Annotated in this window: 17 protein-coding genes; 8 read left to right on the forward strand and 9 right to left on the reverse strand. The window is 57.1% G+C overall.

All coding sequences use genetic code 11. The annotated features are described in order from the left end of the window. Positions 1-2: 2 nt before the first annotated feature. Together ACID345_RS08640 and ACID345_RS08645 are read left to right on the forward strand one after the other, a co-directional pair. The gene (locus tag ACID345_RS08640) at positions 3-1,724 is read left to right on the forward strand and encodes a CRTAC1 family protein (RefSeq protein WP_011522487.1); all 1,722 of its coding nucleotides are present in this window, start codon (positions 3-5) and stop codon (positions 1,722-1,724) included. Then, on the forward strand, positions 1,721-3,121 hold the full coding sequence (locus tag ACID345_RS08645; RefSeq protein WP_011522488.1) for an amidase: 1,401 nt from the start codon (positions 1,721-1,723) through the stop codon (positions 3,119-3,121). The genes ACID345_RS08640 and ACID345_RS08645 overlap by 4 nt, the downstream gene beginning before the upstream one ends. On the opposite strand, the gene ACID345_RS08650 is transcribed toward ACID345_RS08645, so the two are convergent. Both ACID345_RS08650 and ACID345_RS08655 read right to left on the reverse strand, forming a co-directional pair. Further along, positions 3,122-4,192: a LacI family DNA-binding transcriptional regulator gene (locus ACID345_RS08650; RefSeq protein ID WP_011522489.1), complete on the reverse strand. Its 1,071-nt coding sequence runs from the start codon at positions 4,190-4,192 to the stop codon at positions 3,122-3,124. A gap of 22 nt (positions 4,193-4,214) precedes the next feature. Beyond that, complete coding sequence (locus ACID345_RS08655) at positions 4,215-5,297, reverse strand: LacI family DNA-binding transcriptional regulator (protein WP_011522490.1); 1,083 nt, start codon at positions 5,295-5,297, stop codon at positions 4,215-4,217. Between the two features lie 376 nt (positions 5,298-5,673). On the opposite strand from ACID345_RS08655, the gene ACID345_RS08660 reads away from it, so the two are divergent. Then, positions 5,674-8,109, forward strand: coding sequence for a GH116 family glycosyl hydrolase (locus ACID345_RS08660; protein ID WP_011522491.1), 2,436 nt, complete (start codon positions 5,674-5,676; stop codon positions 8,107-8,109). An 18-nt stretch (positions 8,110-8,127) separates the two neighbouring features. Beyond that, complete coding sequence (locus tag ACID345_RS08665) at positions 8,128-9,225, forward strand: glycoside hydrolase family 5 protein (protein ID WP_011522492.1); 1,098 nt, start codon at positions 8,128-8,130, stop codon at positions 9,223-9,225. A gap of 4 nt (positions 9,226-9,229) precedes the next feature. Here ACID345_RS08665 and ACID345_RS08670 read toward each other — a convergent pair whose 3' ends face one another. From ACID345_RS08670 to ACID345_RS08685, 4 genes are read right to left on the reverse strand one after another with little or no spacing between them, the layout of a single operon-like run. Next, positions 9,230-10,918, reverse strand: a complete 1,689-nt coding sequence (locus tag ACID345_RS08670) for a CRTAC1 family protein (protein WP_011522493.1) — start codon at positions 10,916-10,918, stop codon at positions 9,230-9,232. Then, positions 10,915-11,541 (reverse strand): response regulator, encoded by a 627-nt coding sequence (locus ACID345_RS08675; RefSeq protein WP_011522494.1) that lies wholly within the window; start codon positions 11,539-11,541, stop codon positions 10,915-10,917. Before ACID345_RS08675 ends, ACID345_RS08670 begins: the two co-directional genes overlap by 4 nt. Then, positions 11,538-12,869 (reverse strand): sensor histidine kinase, encoded by a 1,332-nt coding sequence (locus tag ACID345_RS08680; protein ID WP_011522495.1) that lies wholly within the window; start codon positions 12,867-12,869, stop codon positions 11,538-11,540. Before ACID345_RS08680 ends, ACID345_RS08675 begins: the two co-directional genes overlap by 4 nt. A 16-nt stretch (positions 12,870-12,885) precedes the next feature. Continuing rightward, the gene (locus ACID345_RS08685) at positions 12,886-13,395 is read right to left on the reverse strand and encodes a hypothetical protein (RefSeq protein WP_011522496.1); all 510 of its coding nucleotides are present in this window, start codon (positions 13,393-13,395) and stop codon (positions 12,886-12,888) included. A gap of 125 nt (positions 13,396-13,520) precedes the next feature. Here ACID345_RS08685 and ACID345_RS08690 point away from each other — a divergent pair, with 125 nt between their 5' ends. The 4 genes from ACID345_RS08690 (at position 13,521) to ACID345_RS08705 (ending at position 17,947) form a co-directional block, all read left to right on the forward strand. Beyond that, positions 13,521-14,432 carry a VOC family protein gene (locus ACID345_RS08690; protein WP_011522497.1) on the forward strand — a complete coding sequence of 304 codons (912 nt, stop codon included), beginning with the start codon at positions 13,521-13,523 and terminating at the stop codon, positions 14,430-14,432. A 22-nt stretch (positions 14,433-14,454) separates the two neighbouring features. After that, entirely contained in the window at positions 14,455-15,312 is an 858-nt protein-coding gene (locus tag ACID345_RS08695; protein ID WP_011522498.1) for a sugar phosphate isomerase/epimerase family protein, read from the forward strand. Between the two features lie 217 nt (positions 15,313-15,529). Then, entirely contained in the window at positions 15,530-16,420 is an 891-nt protein-coding gene (locus tag ACID345_RS08700; RefSeq protein WP_011522499.1) for an ROK family protein, read from the forward strand. Positions 16,421-16,435: 15 nt separating this feature from the next. Continuing rightward, positions 16,436-17,947, forward strand: a complete 1,512-nt coding sequence (locus tag ACID345_RS08705) for a sialate O-acetylesterase (RefSeq protein WP_011522500.1) — start codon at positions 16,436-16,438, stop codon at positions 17,945-17,947. Here the strand turns inward: ACID345_RS08705 and ACID345_RS08710 are convergent, their stop codons facing one another. Genes ACID345_RS08710 through ACID345_RS08720 form a run of 3 tightly spaced genes read right to left on the reverse strand, consistent with a single transcriptional unit; the run spans position 17,948 to position 23,633 of the window. Further along, positions 17,948-19,249, reverse strand: coding sequence for a TolC family protein (locus ACID345_RS08710; RefSeq protein ID WP_011522501.1), 1,302 nt, complete (start codon positions 19,247-19,249; stop codon positions 17,948-17,950). It lies immediately after the preceding gene. Next, a complete protein-coding gene (locus tag ACID345_RS08715; protein ID WP_011522502.1) occupies positions 19,246-22,380 on the reverse strand; it encodes an efflux RND transporter permease subunit in 3,135 nt (1,044 codons plus the stop codon). Before ACID345_RS08715 ends, ACID345_RS08710 begins: the two co-directional genes overlap by 4 nt. Next, positions 22,380-23,633, reverse strand: coding sequence for an efflux RND transporter periplasmic adaptor subunit (locus tag ACID345_RS08720; protein WP_011522503.1), 1,254 nt, complete (start codon positions 23,631-23,633; stop codon positions 22,380-22,382). Before ACID345_RS08720 ends, ACID345_RS08715 begins: the two co-directional genes overlap by 1 nt. Positions 23,634-23,937: the final 304 nt, after the last annotated feature.

A 23,937-nucleotide genomic window follows, 5' to 3' on the forward strand; every position in this document is an offset into this window, starting at 1 on the left:
TGATGAATAAGCGAATCGGGAAGATCCTGGCCGCGAGTATCTTGGTGTGCGCGGCCTTCGTTGCGACGGCCCAGGCGCAGATCACCTTCAAGGACATCACCCAGCAGGCGGGAATCCACTTCACGCACACCAATGGTGCGACGGGGAAGAAGTATCTGCCGGAGACGATGGGGCCGGGCTGCGCGTTCCTTGACTACGACAACGACGGATATCCCGATGTGCTGCTGATTAACGGGAAGACTTGGGCGCCAGGCAGCAGCAGCACGATGAAGCTCTACCACAACAACCACAACGGGACGTTTACCGATGTGACTGCGAAAGCAGGCTTGTCGGTACCGATGTTCGGGCTCGGGGTTGCGGTGGGCGATTACGACAACGATGGCTATGACGATCTTTTCGTTACTGCACTAGGACAGAGCCATCTATTCCACAACAACGGGAACGGCACTTTCACCGACGTGACGAAGCAGGCAGGGATGCTGGGGCCGAATGAGTTCAGCACCAGCGCAGCGTGGGTGGACTACGACAAGGACGGCAAACTCGATCTTGTCGTCGCGAATTATGTGCAATGGACGCCTGAGACGGACATCTATTGCACGCTGGATGGCAGCAAGAAGTCGTACTGCACGCCTGAGGCTTATAAGGGCGCATCGGTGCGGCTCTGGCACAATCTTGGCGGCGGCAAATTCGAAGATGCAACCGCGAAGTCCGGGCTTTTTGATTCGACTTCGAAGTCGCTTGGCATCGCAGTGGCCGATGTGAATGGCGACGGCTGGCCGGACCTCATCGTCGCTAACGACACGCAGCCGAACAAACTCTACGTCAATCAGAAGAACGGTAAATTCCAGGAGAGTGCGGTTTCTGCGGGCATTGCGTTCAGCGAAGATGGTGTTGCGCGCGCTGGGATGGGAGTGGACGCCGCCGACTACGATCGGTCTGGCAAACCCAGCATCATCATTGGCAACTTCTCGAACCAGATGATGGCGCTGTATCACAACGAGGGCAACACGCTATTCGTGGATGAAGCGCCACGCTCGGAAGTCGGCCGCAAGAGTTTGCTCACGCTTGGGTTTGCCTGCTTCTTCTTTGACTACGATCTCGACGGTTGGCCCGATATCTTCGTGGCGAATGGACACATTGAGCCGGAGATCGAGAAGATCCAAAAGCGCGTGAAGTACTCGCAGCCTTCGCACCTCTTTCACAACCAGGGGAATGGACAGTTCACCGAAGTCACGGGACAGGTGGGAACTGCACTGGGGACCCCGAAAGTCGCTCGCAGCGCGGCGTATGCCGATATCGACAACGATGGAGATCTCGATCTGCTGATCACTACGAACGGTGGTCCGGCGATGCTGCTTCGCAATGACGGCGCGACGAACAAGAGCCTGCGCATTAAGCTCGACGGGACACGGTCCAATCGCGACGGCATCGGCGCAGTAGTGACCGTGCGCGCTGGGAACGACAAGCAGGCGCAGATGCTGCGCAGCGGTTCCGGCTATCTTTCCGCGAGTGAATTGGTGCTGACATTCGGACTTGGCCAACACGCAACCGCTGATGAGGTTCAGATTACCTGGCCCAGCGGTCAGGTCGATCATCTCGCGGGTGTTGCTGCAGGACAGACTGTCGTCGTGAAAGAGGGCGGGTTGGTTGAGCAGAAGCGGCCGTACGGCGCTTCTGCAGCAGCTCCGAAGGCGGCACGGGCGAAGATCAAAGGTGGGAAGTGAGCGGCCTAACAACCCGTTCAGCCACTGAGCTTCTGGAACTTCTTCGTAAAAAAAAGCTTTCACCGCTCGAACTCGTGGAAGAGCACATCCACCAGATCGAGCGGCTGAATCCCAAGCTCAACGCGCTGGTGGACTTCGATCCTGAGCGCGTCCGGGCCCAAGCCCGCAAGGTTTCTGCGCACGAAGGCCCGCTCGCAGGGTTGCCAGTCACTGTGAAGTCTTCGATTGCGGTCGCGGGCCACAAATGCGAACTCGGCAGTGGGTTCTACCGGAACAACATTCCCTCGGAAGATGCGACGGTGGTGGCACGTATGCGCGCCGCGGGAGCCGTGATCCTCGGGACTACCAATGCTCCCGAACTGCTGATGTCCTACGAGACGGCTAACGATCTCTACGGTCGCACTTTGAATCCATGGAACATCGAGTACTCTGCGGGTGGATCCAGCGGGGGCGAATCGGCGGCAATCGCGGCAGGGATGTCCGCGGCCGGGCTGGGCAGCGATAGCGGTGGTTCGGTCCGTCAGCCAGCGCATGCTACGGGCATTTGCGCGCTCAAGCCGACGCCGGGGCGGATTCCTGCTACCGGCCACATTCCCGCCTGTCTCGGTCCGTTCGCGACGCTTGGCGCGATAGGTCCGATGGCACGGACGATGCAAGATGTGTCGTTGCTGTTTAGCGTCCTGTCGGGGCAGGACCTCGACGATCCTGCTTCCGCGCCGGTGCCGTTGTGCACTCCATCGATCACCGAACTCAAGCAAATTCCGATTGGCTATTTTGAGGATGATGGCATCGTTCCTGTCACTCCGGAGACGCGTTTCGCAATCCAGTCCGCAGTTGATGCGCTACGGCGCGCGGGATTTCGGGTTGAACCATTTCGACCACGAACTCTCGAAGCAGCACGAAAGATCTGGTGGACGTTCTTTGTCCGCTGCGGCTTTGCCTTCGACGAAGCGATTATTCAAGGCCGTTACGAAAAACTAAGTCCAACATTCAAAGACTTTATGGCGACTGCGCAAGCGGAGCCGCCACTCGAAAGCAAGGAATTACTTTTTGCCTGGGCCGAAGGCGACATGATCCGCGCGAAAATGCTCGCTGAGATGCGCGACTATCCCGTGTGGCTGTGCCCTGTTTGCGCCATTCCGGCTTTCCGGCATGACGAGCGCGAATGGATAGTGGAAGGGAAGACCGTTCAATATCTTGACGCGATGCGTTACATGCAGTGGTTCAACACGTTCGGCGCTCCGGCAGCAGTCGTGCCGGTGGGAGCCTCTCCCGAAGGTCTACCAATCGGGGTACAGATCGCAGCTCGACCTTACGCAGATGAGATTGTGTTGGGAATCGCCGAGGTGATCGATCGTGAGTTTGGCTATCGAGTACCGCCAATTGCGGAAAGCTAGCTAGAGGGAACGTGCTGCACCGGTGGACTGCCGAATCACAAATTCCGGCTCCACTTCCACGTGCGCCGGCAGATCCGTCTTGCCTTCAATTCGACCGACGAGGGTTTCCGCGGCCGTCTCGCCCATTTTGCGCAAAGGTTGGCGTACCGTCGTAAGAGATGGCGAGTAGAAAGTCGCTTCACGCACATCGTCGAATCCGACCACTGATACGTCGCTCGGAACCTGCAGGCCGAATTTCTTCAGCGCCTGGATCGCTCCGATCGCGGCCATGTCGTTGTATGCGAATACCGCCGTGTACTTGGCGTGGCGAGCTTGCAGTTCGTGAATGGCCTCGAAACCAGGTTGCGGCGAAGCGTGGTCGCCACTCAACTGCACCACAAGGTCCTGATCGATTTTGATCGACATCTCTTGTGCGACCTTTTGGATCGAATGCCAACGCTCTGCCGAATCTGAACTGAGGATCTGGCCGCGCAAGATTGCGATTCGTCGATGGCCGTGACCAACCAAGTGTTCAAGCGCCACTTTGGCCGCAGTTCGATGGTTCAGAACAATGTTATGCACGCCGTCAAATTTCGAATAGCCAGGCACGGCGACGAGCGGGAGTTCAGGAGAGGACTCGATCCGGGTGTCGATCGCGATGATCCCTTCCACACCACGGGTGCGGAGGATATCGAAGTACTGCTGAAGTAGATTCGGGTCGTGTCGATGCGCGACCGTTAGAAAGATGTACTTCATCCGGCTGAGAACAGACTCAATACCGCTAATAATGACGCTGCTGTAGGGATCGCCGATCTCTTCGGCAACAACACCGATGCTGTAGCTCCGCTTTTGTCGGAGCGAGCGAGCAAGGAAGTTTGGCTGGTAGTTGAGTTCAGCAGCAGCAGCGAGAATGCGGTCCTTGGTGTGCTGCGGAATCGACTTCGAATACGGGGAGTTGTTGAGGACCGCGGAGATGGTACCTTTCGTCAGCTTCAGGTGCGCAGCCAAATCAGCAATCGTGATGTTCGGCTTTCGATTTTCAGCCGTGCCGTTGCCGCGATTGTCGCCTGCCGCTTTCGTCCGTTTTACCAAGGAAAGTCCAAGGATACTGTGCTCAGTCGGACGCGTGCGACATCTGCGTGACGACGCGATTGTGCGCACTTACCGGCGCGGTTGAGGAGCGCACCACAAGCTCCGGCTCGACTACGATTTCCGGCACGTATTCCGATTTACCTTCGATCTGGTCCACAACGGTTTGCGCTGCGATCATTCCCATCTGTTTCAGAGGTTGCCGAATCGTCGTGAGGCCGGGATGAGTGTAGGCAGAGAACGGAATGTCGTCGAAGCCGACGACCGAGATATCCTCTGGAACTCGTATTCCTGCTTCACGGAACGCCCAGATAGAGCCGATTGCAGAAAGATCGTTGTACGCAAAGAGCGCCGTGAAGGGAACTCGGCGTTCCAGCAGCTGCTTCGCGAAGGGATAGCCCAGACCTGGCGTCGAGTCACGACTCTCAATTTGCACAGTGAGTTCGGGATAGATCGTCAAACGAAGTTCGGCAGCGACTTCGCATATGGCGGACCAGCGGGTCTTAGAATCGGAACTCGCCGGGTCGCCGATGAGAAACGCGATCCGGGTATGGCCGAGTTCGACCAGATGCTGCAACGCGAGGCGGGCCGCAACGTGGTGGTCAATCACCACATTGGTTACGCCGCTGACCTGGCGGTGCCCGGAAACAGCGACCGTGGGCAAGCCGGGATCGCTCAGAAGCGAAGTGTCGGTGGTGATGAAGCCTTCTACCCCTCGCGTCATCAGCATCTTCGCGTAGGTGTGCAAAATCTCCTGGTCGTGGCGGTGACTGACCGCGAGGAAGAAGTAGTTGTTCTTTCGTAGGTACTCTTCGATGCCGCTGATCACCATGCCACCGTAGGGATCACCGATTTCCTCGGCGATTACACCGACCGTGTAGGCTCTTTGGAGCCGTAATGAGCGCGCGAAATAGTTGGGGCTATAGCCCAGCTCGCGCGCAGTTCGAAGGATGCGCTCTTTGGTCGCGTCGGGTATGGATCGTGCCGCGGGTGAGTTATTGAGGGCTGCTGAGACGGTGCCTGCTGTCAGGCCGAGTTTCTCGGCGATCGTCTTCAGGGTTACGCGCGGCGGGCCGCCGGAGTCTGAGAGCTTTTTCCTGGGAGCCATTTCATCCCCAACGATCCGTAAATGGCCGAATCGTTTCTGGTGCCTCGGTCTGGCCTAAACTCGGTGATATGAAGCTATCGTTCTGCGAGCCTCACTATTGAACCGTGAAAGCCCGCGTTTTCTGTTCTTTGCGAATCCAACCGTGAGTACTGCTATACATCGTCGAGCTGAGCCTAGAAACAATGTAGCGGTGACGCCCCACGGCGTGTGTAAATTGTATTGTTTTTTAGAATAACAATATTCTGAGCGCTTGGCGATCATGTATCTGGAAGCTTTGAACAAAACCGATTTTTCTTTGCCAGAATAACGATTTTCTTCTACTATTCTGCGGGTTTTGCTGTGCCATTGTTTCGACCCAGTTGTTTCAGGAGAGTTCATGCCCAAGCGGCGACTGTCAGTCCTATTCGTGCTAACCGCCCTATTTTTCTTCAGCTCCAGCTTTTCATATGCCGGAGATGATATTCCGGAGGCGGCGTGGCGGCGACCCATCGGCGCGCCATTACAAAATGCCGGTGGCAAGAAGCCGGGATTACCAATTATTGACGACGGTTATTGGCAGGGCGCGCCAGTCGGTGGCTTTGGGGCTGGCACTTTTTCCCGAACCTATCGCGGAAATTTCGAACGCTGGCATGTGAAAGCGGGAATTCACAAATATCAGAATGTTCCGGCGAATCAGTTCGCAGTTTTCGCGCAAGCGGACGGCGATGCTGCGGTGGCGCAGGTGCTCTCCACGCAAAAGCCGGAGCATGGCGAGCTCTCTTCGTGGAATTGGACGTACCCGGTTGGCGCCGGCGACTACGCTGCGCTCTATCCGAAGTCCTGGTTTGCATACAAGTCGCCACAATTGCCGATTACTCTTACGCTCGAACAGTTTTCGCCGGTGATCCCCGATAACTACAAGGAATCCAGCTATCCGGTTGCGGTCTACAACTGGTACGTCACAAATCCTTCGCAGAAACGCGTGACGGTCTCGATCCTGTTTTCGTGGACGAATATGGTCGGGTGGTTCCGCGATACGACAACGGGCTTCGGTGCGGCGCTGAATTCACAAGACATCAACCACTACAAATCTGAGGCGATAAAGTCGAGCCAGATGCAGGGCATCGTTTTCGATCGACTGCGCTCGGAGCCGGTTTCGGATGAGTGGGACGGCCAGTTCGCGATTGCTTCGCTTGCAGGAAGTGGCGTTGAAATTTCTTACCTGACGACGTATCGGCCCTCGGGTGACGGTTCGGACGTATGGACGCCGTTCGCGAAGGACGGGCGCTTGCCCAACGTTGCGGCAGGGCTTGCCAGCAGCGGAGACTCGCTGGCTGGAGCGATCGCCGTTCGATTCACGTTGGCGCCCGGAGAAAAGCGGACGATTCCGATGGCGCTCGCCTGGGATCTGCCGTTCATTCAGTTCGGCTCGGGCCGTAAATGGGCGCGCCACTACACGCGTTTCTTCGATCGCTTCGGCACGAACGCCTGGAAACTCGCGCGCACCGCGCTCGAGCAAGGGAATGACTGGAGCCGCCAGATTGATGCGTGGCAGAAGCCGTATATCAGCGATGAATCGAAGCCGCTTTGGTATCGTGGCATGCTCTTTAATGAGCTTTATGACCTTGTGGATGGCGGCACGATGTGGGCGCACGAAGTCGGCACGCCTGGCAATCCGCATCATCCCTCAGCGGTGAAGGACGATAGCTTCAGCTACCTCGAGTGCTTTGACTACGCTTATTACGGAACGCTCGACGTCCGCTTCTATGGATCGTTCCCACTCGCGAAGTTCTGGCCGGAGATCGAGAAGCAGGAGATGCGCGAGTATGCCGACACGATCCCGGAGAACATCGATCAGAAATACATCTGGGCTTGGAAGTCGGACAATGAACACAAACTGGAACCGACGCAGCGCAAGGTCGCTGGATCTGCGCCGCATGATTTAGGCAGCCCGCTGGAAGACGCGCTGATTCTGCCGAACCAGTACAACTACCAGAGCGTGTCGTTCTGGAAGGACTTGAACAGCAAGTATGTGTTGATGGTGTGGCGCGACTATGTCATGTCCGGCAGTAAGGACAAAGCGTTTCTGCAATACAACTACAACGCCGTGAAGCAGTCGATGCAATTCCTGCGTCAGTTCGACAAGAACAACGACGGGCTCATCGAAAATGACGGATATCCCGACCAGACTTACGACAACTGGTCAGCACGCGGCGAGAGCGCTTATAGCGGGAGCCTGTATCTCGCGGCTCTGCGGGCCACGGAGGAGATGGCCAAACTTCTTGGCGACCAGCGCACCGCGGCTGACACCGCTGCACTCTTCAAGCGCGCGCAGGACAGCTTTGTCAAGAAGCTCTGGAACGGCACGTATTTCAATTACGACGTCGGCAGCTCCTACAAAGACGCCATTATGGCCGAACAGTTGGCAGGGCAGTGGTATGCCTCGCTGACCGGCCTTGGCGACCTCGTGCCACGAGATATGCAACATTCCGCGTTGAAGAAGGTTTATGACTTCAACGTGATGAAATTGCAAAATGGCACGATGGGCGCACTGAATGGCATCAGCGCATCTGGAGAAGTGTTGAAGGACAATGAGCAGACCGAAGAGGTCTGGACTGGCGTCACCTTCGCAGTTGCGGCGACGATGCTGCAGAACGGATTGCGCGAAGAGGGCTTCAACACCGCGAAGGGCGTGTACAACGTCGTTTACGACCAGAAGGGCTATTGGTTCCGAACGCCTGAAGCATACGACACCAACGGAATGTATCGCGCGAGCATGTATATGCGTCCGGGCGCGATCTGGTCGATGGAAATGGTGCCGGCTGCGAAGTAGCCGGGGAACAGGATCAACATGCTTCGCCGTCTTGCAGTTGTCTTTGCATTGGTATCCATTGTTGCGTTTGCGCAGGACTCACCGGCATTCCGCCGCGCGCAACATCTGCGCCACGGGATCAACGTCAGTGAATGGTTTGCCCAATCGAACGACTACAGCCCGCAGCGGCTGCGCACGTTCACAAAACTCGAAGACATTGATCGCATTAAGAAGATGGGCTTCGATCACATCCGCATCAGCATTGATCCGCAGGTCTTCGACTGTTTCCGCTGGAACTCGAACTGTGAGCGCGTGCAGGTGCTGGATGACGTGGTGAACCGGGCGGCCAATCAGGACCTCGCGGTGATGATTGATCTTCATCCGAACAGCGAGTACAAGAAACAAGTCGCAACGAACGGTGACGAAGCACAACGTGCTGCACTGCTTTGGGAGCGCATCGCCGCCCACTATGCAAAGTCGAATCCGGATCTACTCTTCTTCGAGTTGATGAACGAGCCGGAACTCGGCGATGCGTACAAATGGAACGGAATCCAGGAGGCCCTCGCGGCATCCGTGCGGCGGGCGGCGCCGCAGCACACGATCATCGTTGCGGGAGCTCGCTACTCCGATATTGAAGACCTGGTCAGGATGCCCGACTTTGCCGATCACAATCTGATCTTCAACTTCCACTACTACGAGCCCCACACCTTCACGCATCAAGGCGCTAGCTGGGGATCTGCCTATTGGCTACGCACGCAGGATTTGCCGTTCCCGGCAACACCAGAGAACATGGCACCAATTCTCGCGCAGCAACCTGATGACTTTACGCGCTGGCAACTGGAGGAATTTGCGCTCTCCAACTGGAATGCCGCCCGCATTGAAGGAGAGATGGCCTTTGCCGCCGATTGGGCTAAGCGCCACAACGTTCCGCTGATTTGCAATGAGTTCGGAGCTTATCGCGAACACACTCGTCCCGAGGATCGTATGCGCTGGATTTCTGCGGTACGCGGCGCGTTGGAGAAAAATCATATCGGCTGGACGATGTGGGATTACCAAGGCGGGTTCGGTGTGGTTCACGTGAAGGATGGTCAAGTCACCGAAGACGCTGCGGTACTGCAAGCGTTGGGGCTGAAGTAGCCGCTTAGAAATGATCGAGTGGATTGCAGCCTTTGGCTTCTACGGCAGCGTAGCCTTTGCCGCTCGCGAGATTCTTGAACTCTTCCGTGCGTCCGCTCGGCCACGAGATCTCGACACGATCGATTTTGTCGCGCTGGCCCACCCCGAACGTCAACGCCAGCTCCGATTGCGAGAGGTAGCTCGAACCGCTATGCACAATGCGCGATTGCGTAACGCCAGCGGACGTTACCTTCACTGTTGCGCCGATTGCATCGCGATTTGACTTCGTTCCTGTGAGATGGAAGCGAATACTCCGGTTACCGCTGCTGAGGTCGTTGCGGTACAAGTAGGCCGGGCCGGCATTGGTCGTAAGCAGGAGGTCGAGGTCGCCGTCGCGGTCAAAGTCTCCGTACGCGAGGCCTCGTGCGACTTTAGGCGTGGCGAAGTCTGCGCCGATGCTTCCAGCGATGTCGCGGAATTTTCCGTGGCCATCGTTGAGGAAAATCTGCGGCGCTTGCTCGAAGTTCACGTCGCGCCGAACGGCACGAACAGTGTCATCAATGTGGCCGTTGACGGCGATCAGATCCAGCGCTCCATCGAGATTTAAGTCTGCGAATGCGCAGCCGAAGCCGAGCATGCGTCGCGAAGGCCCTCCGACGCCGGCCGTCACTGCGACATCGTTGAAGTTGCCGGCGGCATCGCTCTTGTATAGTCCGATCATCTCGTTGTCGAAGTTCGTAACCGCAATGCCGGGTCGGCCGGAGTTCTCGAAGTCGCCAACGTCAATGCCCATGCCCGCGCGCGCTTTGCCATCCATACTGAACGCGAGGCCCGTCTCTACTCCAACGTCCTGAAATTTCCCATTCTTCAAGTTGCGATAGAGCTTGTTGGGTTGGGTATCGTTAGCAACAACCAGGTCCGGCCAGCCATCGCCATTACTGTCGAGCATCGCGACGCCTAGAGATTTCGAGCTTGAGTCGAATATCCCGCTCTTCGCGGTGACGTCCTCAAAGGTTCCATCGCCACGGTTGCGCAGCAGCCAGCAGGTTTCGCCGCGATACGCTTCGGGTGTGCAGTATGACTTATGTTTGCCATCAATGCTGCAAGAGATGTCGGTTTCAGGCGACCACTTCACATAGTTGCAGACGAACAGGTCGAGGAACCCGTCGCGATCGAAATCGAACCAGAGAGCACTGGTGCTGAGTGCCGTCCGTTTGTCGAGACCGGCGGCCTTGGTGACGTCAACGAACGTCCCCTTGCCAGTGTTTTTGAAGAGCCTGCTCTGGCCTACGCAGGTAACAAAAATGTCGGGTAAGCCATCGTTGTTGTAGTCGGCGACCGCCACGCCCATGCCGTACATCTCGACATCGAGGCCAGCGGCCTTGGTGACGTCAGCGAAAGTTCCGTTGCGATTGTTGCGGTAGAGCTTGAGAGTCGACCGCTGTTTACGATGAGCGGGCCAATCCGTGCCGTTGACCAGGAGAACATCGAGCCAACCGTCGCCATCATAATCGAGGAAGGCGCAACCCGGACCGAGTGTCTCGGGAAGCAGTTTCCCGCCATACGCGCCGTTGTTGTGTCGAAAGTCGATCCCTGCGGCTTTTGTGACATCCACGAGTTTGAACCCGGGATTCGGCGCGGTCTGCGCAAAAGTTGGTAAAGACTGCGCGAGGCCTAACAAGCCCATGCCATACAGGAACCCGCGCCGGTTCAAGACAGCGTCACCAGGCCGTTCTTGATCGCATAGACCACCAGTTCAGCCGTGTTGTGGATGCCAAGGCCCTCCATGATGTTCGCGCGATGCACCGACACCGTATTTACGCTGAGCGATAGATCGCTGGCGATTTCCTTGTTCGATTTGCCGCTTACGATGAGTTGAAGAATCTCTAATTCGCGGTTCGTAAGCCCCATGCTCTTGTTGCCCTTGAGGGTTGGCTTTTCGACTTTCGGATCGAGGACAGTCTCTCCGTTTGCTACGCGGCGTACTGCCTGGATTAAGTCAAGATCTATGGCGCTTTTTAAGATGTAGCCGTTCGCCCCCGCTTCCAGCGCGAGCCGTACCCAAGTATCTTCGGAATGCATCGTCAGCATCAAAACAGCGATATCAGGCCACTGCGTGCGGATCTGCTTGGTTGCATCCATGCCGCTCATGCCGGGCATAGCGCAGTCCATAACCACCACACGCGGGTGGAGTTCGCCGGCCAGTTTGACGGCCTGCGCTCCGTCGCCAGCCTCGGCGACGATTTCAATCTCTGGATCATCCTCAAGCATCAGGCGGAATCCGCGCCGCACCAATGCATGGTCGTCGGCCAATAGGACAGGAATCTTCTTCTTCATGCGTTCAATCGTTCCTTCGGTACTGCCAGCCGGACCAGCGTTCCGCCGCCCGGAGCAGGGAGCCATTTAATGTTACCGCCTAGTAGCTCTGCGCGCTCGCGCATGGCGACTACGCCAATGCCACGCCGTGATGGGTCCGGCTGAAACCCCTTGCCGTGGTCCTCGACTTCGAGCAGGAGCCGCCCTGGTTCAAACTGCAGGCGCACCCACGCTTCCTGCACGCTCGCATGTCGTACTACGTTGTTCAGGGCTTCCTGAAGAATTCTGTAGATGTGAATTCCCGCGCCGCTTCCCACCAATTGGGAAGAACCGCTCTTACCATAGTGGATCGTAATCGCGTTCTGACGCTCCATCATCGGCAAGTACCAGTCAATCGCGTGTTCCACACCGGCTTCATCCAGCACCACGGGATGGAGTGCTTGGGAGAGGCTGCGTACGCTATCAAGAGTGGACTGCGCCATCTCACGGACTTCGTGCAGATCTCGTGCCCAGGTGCTACCTGCGGGCGCTTGCTTCTCGGCCCGACCGAGGAGGGAACCGATTGCTGTGAGAATTTGACCAAACTCGTCATGCAATTCGCGCGAGACGAATTGCAGCGTGGATTCCTGCGTCGCGATGAGCTTGTGCGCCAGTTCACTGCGTTGTTCGGAAAGGTGCGCGAGCCTTGCAAAGAGCTGGCGGTTCGACAACGTGATTAGCACGCCGGTTACAATGATCGCCGCCAGCGTTGCCGCGAGAAAGACGAAGACGTTCCTCTCGACGCCCGCATAAATTGATTCGATCTGGTGAGCCGCCTCTTCTTCTGCGCGATTGTTTTCCACCAATTGGCGGGAGACCGTTGAACTCAGTCCAGCCTCATGGGTTTGCAGCGCTGGAATCAGAGCACGGGCGGCCTTCTCGTCACCGCCGTTTGCGACTGCGAAGACATGGTCCACCTCCGCCCAAAAGTCGGAAACCGAAGTCGCCAGGTATTGCCGTTGTTCAGGCGTGCGATGCGCGGCTGCCAGCTGATCTTCCTTCAGCAAGGCGTCATCCAGATCTACGCGTAAACGCCGGAATTGGCTCTCCCACGCCGTCAGGGGATACGGCTCATCGCCCTGCAGCATGTCGCGCATCGCCAAGGCGAGCGCATTGAGGTTGTTCTCGATTCGCAACAGTTGCAGCGAGTCGCGACGATTACGATCCACGAGATCAGTTTGCACCGCTCGCAGATGTTTGATCTGGACTCGAATGTAAAAGGAGTAGACCAGCACCGAACAAAGGATGACTACGAGCGCGAGGAGCAGCCCACGGGTGGGCGTTCGGCGCTGGTCTACTGTTTTCGACACGTACGATGGCCGCCGATTACTTCGCTTTGAAGGTCACGTACTTCTTGCCTGCGTAGAGACGGAATCCGCCATCAGCCGCGGCGATTTTCAACGGCACCGGGTGCTTCTGGGCATCGTCTTGTTGGGATGCGACGTTGAACACCTCATCGGCGGCCACGTTCAGGACGTTGAACTTTCCATCTTTGGTGAAGCCGAACCCGTATTCACCGGGACCAAGTTCCTTGTCGCCGACCGTGATCTTGGTCTCTGTGATCAGCAGACCCTGATACTTCGCCTGGACATCGGTCGAATAGCCCGAGTTGTCCACCAGAGCGGCGATGAACAGCTTGCCATTGTCGAAGCGAACGGCACCCGAGTTCCGCGTCTGTACCGGCGCGGATTGCCCGTCGAAGAAGTACGTCGAGGGAAGAATGGTCTTCATGTCGGCAGGTTCGAGCACGCCGGTTTTCTTGGCTTGGGCCAAGGCCGCTACCGTGCAACTGAGCAATAAGGCTATGGACAGCGTCGCGCGCATCCACGTCTTCATGAATCGATCTCCAGTCCGGAAAGTGTGGTGAGCCAGTGTACGATGCGCAACGGCCCCGTCGCTACATTTTGTTCGCTTTTCGTCCTCGTCCGCAGCGCCATGGTGCACTAGAATATCGTTCATCTATGAGGACCTTTGCGCGGCAGTCGCGATGGCTCGCTCCTATCCTGGCGCTTTGTGGATGCGCCGCACTCTCACAACCGAATCAACCCGAACCCAAGCGGCCACGTATCACCGGTTTCGCGCACGTCGCTGTATACGTCACCGACTTGTCGAAGGCGCAGCATTTCTACGGCGACATCCTCGGATACGAAAAGATCTCGCCCACTCTTTACCGCGTGAACACTACGCAGTCCATCGAACTTGAACAGAGTTCGAAAGATACCGACGATCGTATCGCGCACATCGCTTTTCTCACCGACTCGGCCGACGGCATGCTTGCCTATCTGCGCGCGAAAGGAATCAAGGTGCCGGACAAGGCCAACGATGGCCGCAACGGTGCTCGCTGGTTTGCGCTGACCGACCCTGCCGGACAGGCGATCGAGTTCCTTCAAGAAAAACCACAGCCGGCGCCTAAGACTGCGAAGCCTCCAGCTTCGAAGCAAATTATCCACGTCGGCTTCATCGTGCGGGATCGTGCTGCGGAAGAGCATTTCTATCAGGACATCCTCGGCTTCCGTCTTTATTGGCATGGTGGCATGGAGCCCAACCGCACCGACTGGGTTGCACTCCAGGTTCCCGACGGCACCGTTTGGATCGAGGAAATGCGTGCCGACGAACATCCCAGCAAGCAGGATCTCGGCGTCTTGAACCACTTTTCTCTAGGCGTAGAAAAGATGACAACCGTGATCCCGAACCTGAAGGAACACGGATGGGTTCCAGTGGGCGATGATGGAACCGCCCCGGAGATTGGCAAAGACGGTAAGTGGCAGTTCGATATCTTCGATCCGGACCTGACGCGCGTGGAGTACATGGAATTCCGGCCAACTCAGAAGCCCTGCTGCTCCGATTTCACCGGCCCGCATCCGCACGACTAACTTGGTTCGAAGGATCTCGCCAATGGTGAACCGCCGCGACTTTCTGAAGACAGCTGTCGCCTCTCTGGCTGCTGATGCGTTGCCACTGCGTGCATTGGGCGCCGAAGGGCCGTCGATCGGCTTGCAACTGTATACCGTGCGGAAGCAGGCGCAATCTGCATTGCCCAGTGTTCTCGCGCGTATCAGACAAATCGGATACGAAGAGGTCGAGACCTATTGGAACCTCTACAAACATCCGGCCCCGGAGCTGCTCAAAATGATCGGCGACGCTGGCCTGCGCGTGCCAAGCGGTCACTTCGACTACGAGAAGGTCGAGCAGTCGTTCGATTACGCTCACCAACTCGGCCTTCAATACATGGTTTGCCCCATGTTGCCAAAGACGATGCAAAATCGCTCGCTCGATGATTTCAAACGGGCTGCTCAGCAATTCAATAAATGGGGTGAGAAGGCCAAACAAGCTGGGATGCGTTTTGCGTTCCACAACCACAACTACGAGTTCCAGCGTTTTGGTGAACAGACGGGCTACGACGTGCTTCTGTCGGAAACCGATCCAAAACTCGTGTGGTTCGAGCTTGATTGTTATTGGCTGACTCAGGCAGGCGGGGCACCCGTAGAGATGATCCATCGACTGGGAAGCCGGGTGAAGTTGCTGCACATCAAGGATCGCCTGCCTGGCGTCGCCACTTCGCAGAAACTCGGAAAGCCTGCCGAACACTTCACAGAAGTTGGCACAGGTACTTTGGACTTCAAGGCGATCGCCGAAGCGGCGCGGGCGGTCGGTGTCGAGCACTACTTTGTGGAGCAGGACACTATTATCAGGCCGGTGTATGAGAGTCTTCAAACAAGCTACGAGGGTGCGCGACGGCTACTCTCCGAATAGCAAAAAAAAAGGCTCGGCGGAGAGCCGAGCCGTCCGAAAAACCGGCGGGAGACCGGTCTCGGTGGTCGAGTGTCGTCACACAAAAAACCCGTGCGGGGTAATTGTGCCCCAAGAAAATTGTTTGACACATATGACGGCAATCGGAAGACAAAGTCAATAGGAAAATGTTTAGAGAACCGGTTTTTTAGAGGGTTTCACGAAGGAAGGGCAATTTTAAATGCGTTTGCTGGTTTTCGATGTCGGAGGAAGCCATATCGCCGGGGCCTTAGCGGATACCGAGAGCATGTCAATGCTCCCAAGGCAGAGTGTCGCTGTGGATAGCCACGGTTCCGCGGACATCTTTTACGTTGCGGTCGAGCAACTTGTGAGCGAACTCTTGGCCGCTGCGGCCTTAAATATTTCGGCAATCGATGGCATGAGTTTCGGCTTTCCCGGGCCCTTCGATTACGCCGCCGGTGTTAGTCATCTTAAACATAAGTATGAAGCGCTGAATGGTCGTAACCTTCGTGTTGAACTCTCGGCACGATTCGAAATGCCCGGTCATCGCATTCAATTCGTAAACGACGCAGATGCATTCCTTTTGGGAGAATTGACGCAAATATCGATTTCCGATATTTCTCGCTCTATCGGGATCACGCTCGGGACCGGAGTCGGATCTGCCTTTGCGATTGGCTATGCCGTTCTGCATGAGGGCGAAGGGGTGCCGCCCGGAGGAGAAATCTGGAACCTGCCGAGGGACGGCGGAATTCTCGAGGACTCCATTTCCACGCGCGCCATTGTGGGTTCCTACGAGTCGAAAGCCGGTAAGCGACTGACCGTTAGACATATCGCCGAAAGATGTCCCGGGGATGCCGCCGCCGTGCAGACTTTTAAGAAATTCGGCTCTACCCTCGGAGAGTCATTGCGGGCCATTGCCGAGCCATTTCACGCTGATCGCATCATCTTCGGCGGGGCGATCTCACGTAGCGCGGATCTCTTCCTGCCCACCGCTTCTGAGATTCTTGGCGCAAAGATCGAACTTAGCGTCTCAACTCTTTTTGAGGACGCCGCGCTCTACGGCGCCGCCGCGCACTGGAAACGCGCAGCCGTCCGAAATTTGACTTCATAGCCCGGAGCTCAATTCATGCGCTTTTCGTTGAAACTTATCGCCATTGTCCTATGCCTTGCCTCGTGCGTCTTCGCAGAGGTCTCGCTACCAGCCGTACTCTCCGACGGTGCAGTTTTACAGCGCGGGATGCCTATCCATTTCTTCGGAAGAGCGGCACCGGGCGAGGCGATCACCATCTCGTTGAACAAGCAATCGAAGAGCACGACGGCGGACTACGTCGGCCGCTGGCACCTCTATCTCGCGCCGGAAGCCGCCGGCGGCCCATATGACGCTACGGTGAAGGGAAGCAACACGATCACCGTGCACGACGTTCTGATCGGCGATGTTTGGGTCGCATCCGGACAGTCCAACATGGAGTATCCGATGGAAGGCTGGGGAGGAACTCCAAAGCAGAATCTCGATGAGTTTCCCAAAGCCAACTTTCCGACGTTGCGCTTCTTCCAGACGCAACATGCTTACTCCGATCACCCGTTGATGGACATCCCGAAGCCTGCCAAGTGGGTCGCGTGCACTCCGGAAACCGCGAAGAAGTTCTCGGCGGTCGCGTATTACTTCGCCAAGAACCTCATAGAGAAGGAAAAGGTGCCCGTCGGCATCATGGAAGCTGATTGGGGTGGCAGCGTCGCCGAAGCTTGGACGAGTCTGGACGGTCTATCAAGCAAAGCCGGTCTGATGCCGATCTTCGCGAATCGCGCCACGATGATGGACAAATACGTGGATGAGGCCGAGATCATCGGCCCGCAAGAACAGCGCTTAAAAGATGAGGCTAAGGCAAAAGGCCAGCCCGAACCGTCGTTCCCGTGGCATCCGGATCCGCATAGCTGGGCTCCATCTGAGCTCTACAATGCAATGATCTCGCCGCTCACGCCCTACCCCATCCGCGGAGTCATCTGGTATCAGGGTGAGAGCAACTCCGCCTACGATCGCGCCCCGCATTATGCGGAACTGTTCCAGACTATGATTCGCGACTGGCGCAATCATTGGGGGGTCGGGGACTTCCCATTCCTCTTCGTGCAGATCTCCGCGTACAAATCTAGCGAAGCAGAGCACTGGGGATCGCTACGGCAGACACAATTGGAGAGTCTGGCACTGCGCAACACGGGCATGGCCGTGACGATCGATGTTGGGAATCCCGACGATGTGCACCCAACGGACAAGGTGACCGTCGGGTCGCGTCTTGCGCTTGCCGCTCGTGCCCTCAGTTACGGCGAGAAGATCGAGTACTCCGGCCCTCTCCCGCGCCAGGTCACGCGCGAAGAAAAAGCCCTCCGCATCTCATTCGATCACGCGGAGAGCTTGCAGGCAGGGAAGAATGGCTGGTGTGGATTCGAGGTTGCAGGAACCGACGGCAAGTTCTCGCCGGCTACCGCGAAGATCGAAGCTACGCAGATTGTTGTCTCGAGCCCGGCAGTCAGTGAGCCAGTTTCCGTGCGCTATGACTGGACGAATGCGCCTGATTGCTTCTTCTACAACCAGATGGGTTTGCCCGCTTCTTCCTTCGAAGCAAGTTTGCCACTGTTTCACTGATTATTTGCCGGTCTGGTACCGCAATGCCGCGAGCGTGCTCTCGTATTCATACTGCGCGTCGGCATTTCCAATGGCAGCCTGGGTCTGCGCCAGTTGAGCCTGGCTCAACTCCACGATCGAGCTCAGTCCGAGCTTGTAGCGAGTCTGCGCGAGGTCTAAGGCAAGGTTTGCCTGCTGCACCAACTGTTGCGCCACCGCCATGCGCTGGTACGAGGTCGTTGACTGCAACCACGTGGTCTGGACATCCCTCGCGATGCGATCACGCAAGTCGCGGACTTGCTCCTGCGCGGCTTTGGCTTCGAAATCGGCTTGCTTCGCGCGCGCCGAGTAGAGAAATCCGTTGAATACCGGCAGGCTCAGGTTTACCCCAGCTGCTCCATACCACGGCGTGAGTTGATCGGCGCGGACAGGAGTATCGCCGAATGCCGCCAGCGCGGAGATGGTAGGGCGATTCAAATCATGTTCCGCACGGCGGAAACGCTCCGCTGCCTGATAACGATCGTTAAGAGCGATCAAATCCGGTCGGGACTGAAAGGCCGCGGCAGTGAGATCTTCCGCGTTCGTCGCCGGTGCGGGCGGGGTTGCAAGTTCGTCAACCAGCAGATACGGCTGTTGCTTCTCAAAGCCCAGCAGATTGTTGAGGTTGGCAAAAGAAGCTGCTTGCCGATTTTCGGCGTCGAGCAGCAGAAGCTTTGCCTGCGCCAAATTAACGTTTGCAAAACTGAGGTCAAGTTGCGATTTGAGTTTCGCGTTCGTGAGCGCCTGGATCTGGTCCGCCGTTGCCTGGCGTGCCGACACCGTTTCTTTGGCTACGTCGAGCGTGGACTGGGCATCGAGCGCGTTGTAGAACGCGCGATCCACTGCGAAAGTTATGTCGGCGGTCGTTGCCTGTTGGGAGGCGACCTCCGCCTCCTCGCGATATTTCGCGCTCGCGACGAGGTTGTGCATACGTCCGAAGTCGTAAATCAACTGGCTTAGGTTTACACCCGCCGCTGCACGCTCGTAGATGACTGGATTGTTCAACCCGCCTGCGGTAATCCGGCTGCCCTCATGCGAATCAACGGCCGTCACGTTGAGGGTTGCCGTCGGCATCGCGTTCGACCGTACCTCTCGTGTGACCTGGCGTTGCGCCAGTGCGAGCAATTTCGCAATTGAGATTTGCGGATTGTTCTTCAGCGCCATTTGTTCCGCATCCGCAACCGTTAATTTTATCGACGAGGGTGCGGTGGAATTCGTCTGACCTGTTTGTCCGAACGAAAGAGAACCAAGTAGTAGTAGGGACGAGAGGGCTTTCATTCTCATGCCTGCACCACCGGCCTTTCTTCGCGACGATGCAACCACAGGTACGCTGCGGGTACGAGAAACACCGTCACGATCACCGACAGCGTCAATCCGCCAATGATCGCGCGGGCCAGCGGTGCATATTGCTCACTTCCTGCCTCCAGCGCCAATGCCATGGGGATCATGCCGAGGATCGTCGCTAGAGACGTCATCAGCACCGGACGCAGCCGCATTCGGCAAGCCGTCGCGACCGCTTCGGCAATTGGCATTCCCGTCTTCCGCAGTTCGCGCGCCACGTCGACGATCAGAATGCTGTTCGACACCACGATGCCAGTCATCATGATTACGCCCATCAAAGACATGACATTCAAAGTAGTGCGTGTAGCCCACAAGAACAGCAGCACTCCCGTTATTCCCGGCGGGATCGCCAGCAGAATGATGAACGGATCGAGGAACGATGCAAACTGGGCCATCAGGATGAGGTACACCAGCACGATAGAAAGAATCAGTCCAAGGCCGAAACTCTTGAACGACTGGTTCATGCCTTCGACCGAGCCGCGCATCGTCACCCGCACCCCCTCCGGCGCCTTCGTTTCCGCAATGATCTTGTTTACTCGGGTTGCAAGCGAGCCGAGGTCCTGTCCCGACGGCGCCACGTAGATGTCGATCACCCGTCGCAGTTGGTAGTGGTCCACCTCCGTCGGCGAATCCACCACTTTCACGTCCGTTACCGCACCGAGTTGCGTGGTCTCTTCCCCATGGTCTGAACGCAGCGGGATCTGTTTCAGATCGTTCAACGACTTCACTTGCGAATCCGGATACTGCACGGTGAGCATGTAATCGTTGCCCGATCTTGGATCTACCCAGAAACTTGGGGCGATCATCTGGTTCGAAGTGAGCGCGGTGATCACGTTATCCACGACCTCGCGCGAATTCAATCCGAGGCGCGACGCCATCTCGCGGTTCACATTGAGCTTCAATGCGGGATAGTCGAGGTCCTGCGGTATGAGCACATCACTCACTCCACGCTCCTTCGCAATCTTCCCCTGAAGTTCCTGTGCGACGTTGTACGCATCATGCAAATGATTACTGCTGACCTGGATATCAATCGGCGCCGGTAAGCCGAGATTGATTACGGCATCCACCAGTCCGCCCGATTGTAAGTACGTCGAAAGCTCCGGCAAATCGTCTGCCAATTTGTGCCGCACCCGGCGCATATATTCGTAGCTTCCGACCTTGTGGCCTTCTTTCAAACTCACCTGGATCGTCGCCGTATGCTGGCCCGAGTTGCTCGTGTACATCGATGAAAATCCCGGCGTCACGCCGATGTTCGAAACGACCATCCCGAGGTCATCGTTCGGGACAATCTCGCGAATGTCCTTTTCGACGCGCTGCGCATACGCGTCCGTCAGTTCAAGCCTAGTTCCCGTAGGCGCCTTCAGGTTCAAAACGAACTGCCCAGGATCTGTGCGCGGAAAGAACGAGACGCCAAGAAGAGGGTAGATGGCCAGGCTGAACGCACAGACACCGAGAATGCTGATCGTCGTCGCAATCGGCCGCAGCAACGTCTTGCCCACCGCAATGTCGTAACGCATGAGCATACGGTTGTAGGCGTGGTTGAACTTGCCTACGAAGCGGCTGAACCAGTTCGCGTGAGCTCCGACGTGCCCTGCTTCGTTGTGCGCGTTCTTGATGAACTGTGCGCAGAACAACGGTACGACCGTCATTGCCACCATGTACGACGCAAAGAGCGAGAACACCACCGCCGCCGCCAATGCTGTGAACAAGAACCGGCTCACGCCGTAAAGGAACACGACCGGGAAGAACACAATCGTTGTTGTAAACGTCGCGGCCAGTACCGGCAACGCTACTTCGCGTCCACCGCGTTCCGCTGCGATCTCCGCTGGCTCTCCGTTCTCAAGGTGCCGGAAGATGTTCTCCAGCACCACGACCGAATTATCAATCAAGCGCGAGAACGCCAAAGCCAGTCCGCCGAGCACCATCGTGTTGATGGTTCCGCCACTCGCGTTAATCGCGAGGAACGCAGCAAGAGCTGACAGCGGGATCGACAACATGACGGCAACTGTCCCGCGTACGCTACCGAGAAAAATGAGAATCATCAACGCGGTCAACACCAGGCCAATGCCACCTTCGTTGATCAGGTTCCGAATCGCCGTCTTCACGTACACCGACTGGTCGAACACCACTTTCGCGGTCAAACTCTTCGGTACGTCTACCAGGTCTTTCAGCGATTTCTCAACGCCATCCACAATCGCGATCGTGTTGCTGTCGCCGCCTTGTTTCAGCACCGGCAAGTACACGGACTTTTGTCCGTCGACGCGCACCATGCTCGTTTGGATCTGCGCTGCGTCTTGCGCGTGCCCAACATCTCCCACCAGTAGCGAAGCGTTGCCTACAGTTTTCAGCGGAAGGCGATTGATCTCCTCGATGTCCGGAAGTTGACTGTTGGTGTACAGGTTGAAGTCTTTCGGCCCAATACGAACATCGCCTGCGGGCAGGATCATGTTCGAATTGTTGACAGTCCGAACCACGTCCATCACGCTCAGTTGCGCCGCCTGCAATTTCACCGGATCCACATACACCTGGATCTGCCGGTACTTTCCACCGAAAGGCTGCGGAACCGAAGCGCCAGGCACGTTCGCCACCTGGTTGCGTACGTTGTACTGGCCAATATCGCGCAGTTGCGTCTCGTTAAGTCCCGCGCCCTTCAGTGTGATCAGGCAGACCGGCAAGCTCGAGGCGTCGAACTTCAAGATCACCGGCGGCAGGGTTCCCGGCGGAAGTTTGCGCAAATCTGCCATGGCAAGATTCGAAATCGTGCTGACGGCCGCGTTTGGATCCGTGCCCGGTTGGAAATAGACCTTGATGAGACTTACACCCGGCAACGATCGCGATTCCATGTGATCAATCCCGCTGCCCAAGGTGAAGAAGCGCTCGAAGCGTCCGGTGATGTCGGTTTCAATTTGCTCCGGAGGCATTCCGGAATAAAACGTCGCAACCACCACCACGGGGATCTTGATCTCAGGAAAGAGATCGACCGGCATGCGTGCCGTCATCGTAGTTCCCACCACAAGAATGACCAGGCAGAGCATAATGATGAAAAACGGATACTTGATAGCGAATCGCGACATTACTCGCTACCCCCTTGCGTGCTGGAGGTAAGCACCGTCGCAACGCTGCTCTCTTTCGGACTTACCAATTCGCCGACCTGGTACGCGCTCGCGTTCCCCACAACAACGCGCTCACCCTCTTTTAGTCCCGTGAGCACCTGCACGAAATTTGGTTCCTCGATACCTATAGCGATCGCGCGCTCCTCGATCCGATCGCTGGAATTCACCACCAGGACGCTTGCTTTGTCTCCAGAACGATGCACAGCCAACACCGGGATGCTAAGCGCATCGGCGATCTGGTCCGTATGTAGCGTGACTTGGGCATACATGCCGGACGAAAGCTTGTATTGCGGATTTGGCACGTCAATTTCGACCTGCATAGTGCGCGTCGCTCTGTCCAGCGAGTCCGTATATCGCGCCACTCTGCCGGTGAAGTGCTCACTGGTCGCGGATACCACCACGTCGGCCGTTTGTCCTTGGTGAATCGACGGAACCACGGATTCCGGCACTGGGATCCGCAACCGGAGCGTCCTTACCTCGGCCAGCTTCACGACAGGCTGGGCGCTACTGCTTGATGTTCCTGCCTGTACCAGTGCCCCGGTATCGGAGTACCGCCACGTAACCACGCCGTCGAATGGGGCCGTGATGCGTGAGTAATCCGACATCGCAGAGACCTGGCTCTTCGACGCACGCGATACATCCAATCCCTGTTCCGAGGCCGCTACTGCAGCCTTCGCCGCCTCGACCTGCGCTTCCGACGCGCGGTCCTTGGCATTCGCGTCATCCAACTCCTGCTCCGCAATCAGCCCCGGTCGCGCCTCTGACGCCTGTTTCAGTCGAATGGCTGCAGCATGCAGCGCTTGGTGATCGGCCTCAGCCTGCGCTTCCTGGTGCTTTGTCCGTGTGATTTCCTGCTGGCTGCGTTTGATGCCGGCATTCGCACCTTCGACTTGCGCCGTCAGCTCTGGCACTTCGAGCACCGCAAGCTCCTGCCCGGTATGTACCCGGTCCCCGATATCCACGCCTATGTGCCGAATGTACCCAGCCACTTTTGCGTGGATTTCCACTTCCTGGTACGGGAGAAATTCACCTGCGACCGAGATCGAATTTCCGATCGGCTGTTTCTTCGCGATCGCTACCGTGGCCCGCGGCGGACTAGAGGCGCTCGCCACCGAAGATGAATGGGAGCTACAGGAGGATGAGGTAAAAGCAATTGCAGCGCACAGTGACGCCGCTCCGAGCAGGAGCAACGCGCGCTTGCGAGTAGGCTGCATGGTCTTCTCTCTTGTTCCGGTGCAGGCAGCCTGCACCTTGAAGCAATGTCGCAATCAGGAACTCTGAGTGTTCGAGAGAAACCCGTTGCGGACGTCAGTTGTAGTTTTTACGAGCGACTGACTAGGAGAGAGCCGAGGGAGGAGGCCGGTTGTAATAGGAACCGGGGAGCCGGCGAGGGGAAAGGGTGCGGTCTGCGTGAAGCGGCTGCCGCACGTAATGCGAGACCGGGATTGGCACAAACGTCGGGGTCGGTGACGCCGATTCGAAGCTCGTTGTCTTTAAATTCCGCTGCTGCGTCGGAGA

The sequence above is a fragment of the Candidatus Koribacter versatilis Ellin345 genome, assembly GCF_000014005.1.
GTDB lineage: Bacteria > Acidobacteriota > Terriglobia > Terriglobales > Acidobacteriaceae > Korobacter > Korobacter versatilis_A.

Excerpts from the sequence above, each read along its gene's own strand:
- ACID345_RS08640 (WP_011522487.1), top strand. The coding sequence starts at position 3 with ATGAATAAGCGAATCGGGAAGATCCTGGCCGCGAGTATCTTGGTGTGC.
- ACID345_RS08655 (WP_011522490.1), bottom strand. The coding sequence starts at position 5,297 with ATGGCTCCCAGGAAAAAGCTCTCAGACTCCGGCGGCCCGCCGCGCGTA.
- ACID345_RS08660 (WP_011522491.1), top strand. The coding sequence starts at position 5,674 with ATGCCCAAGCGGCGACTGTCAGTCCTATTCGTGCTAACCGCCCTATTT.
- ACID345_RS08665 (WP_011522492.1), top strand. The coding sequence starts at position 8,128 with ATGCTTCGCCGTCTTGCAGTTGTCTTTGCATTGGTATCCATTGTTGCG.
- ACID345_RS08675 (WP_011522494.1), bottom strand. The coding sequence starts at position 11,541 with ATGAAGAAGAAGATTCCTGTCCTATTGGCCGACGACCATGCATTGGTG.
- ACID345_RS08685 (WP_011522496.1), bottom strand. The coding sequence starts at position 13,395 with ATGAAGACGTGGATGCGCGCGACGCTGTCCATAGCCTTATTGCTCAGT.
- ACID345_RS08690 (WP_011522497.1), top strand. The coding sequence starts at position 13,521 with ATGAGGACCTTTGCGCGGCAGTCGCGATGGCTCGCTCCTATCCTGGCG.
- ACID345_RS08695 (WP_011522498.1), top strand. The coding sequence starts at position 14,455 with ATGGTGAACCGCCGCGACTTTCTGAAGACAGCTGTCGCCTCTCTGGCT.
- ACID345_RS08700 (WP_011522499.1), top strand. The coding sequence starts at position 15,530 with ATGCGTTTGCTGGTTTTCGATGTCGGAGGAAGCCATATCGCCGGGGCC.
- ACID345_RS08705 (WP_011522500.1), top strand. The coding sequence starts at position 16,436 with ATGCGCTTTTCGTTGAAACTTATCGCCATTGTCCTATGCCTTGCCTCG.
- ACID345_RS08710 (WP_011522501.1), bottom strand. The coding sequence starts at position 19,249 with ATGAGAATGAAAGCCCTCTCGTCCCTACTACTACTTGGTTCTCTTTCG.
- ACID345_RS08715 (WP_011522502.1), bottom strand. The coding sequence starts at position 22,380 with ATGTCGCGATTCGCTATCAAGTATCCGTTTTTCATCATTATGCTCTGC.
- ACID345_RS08720 (WP_011522503.1), bottom strand. The coding sequence starts at position 23,633 with ATGCAGCCTACTCGCAAGCGCGCGTTGCTCCTGCTCGGAGCGGCGTCA.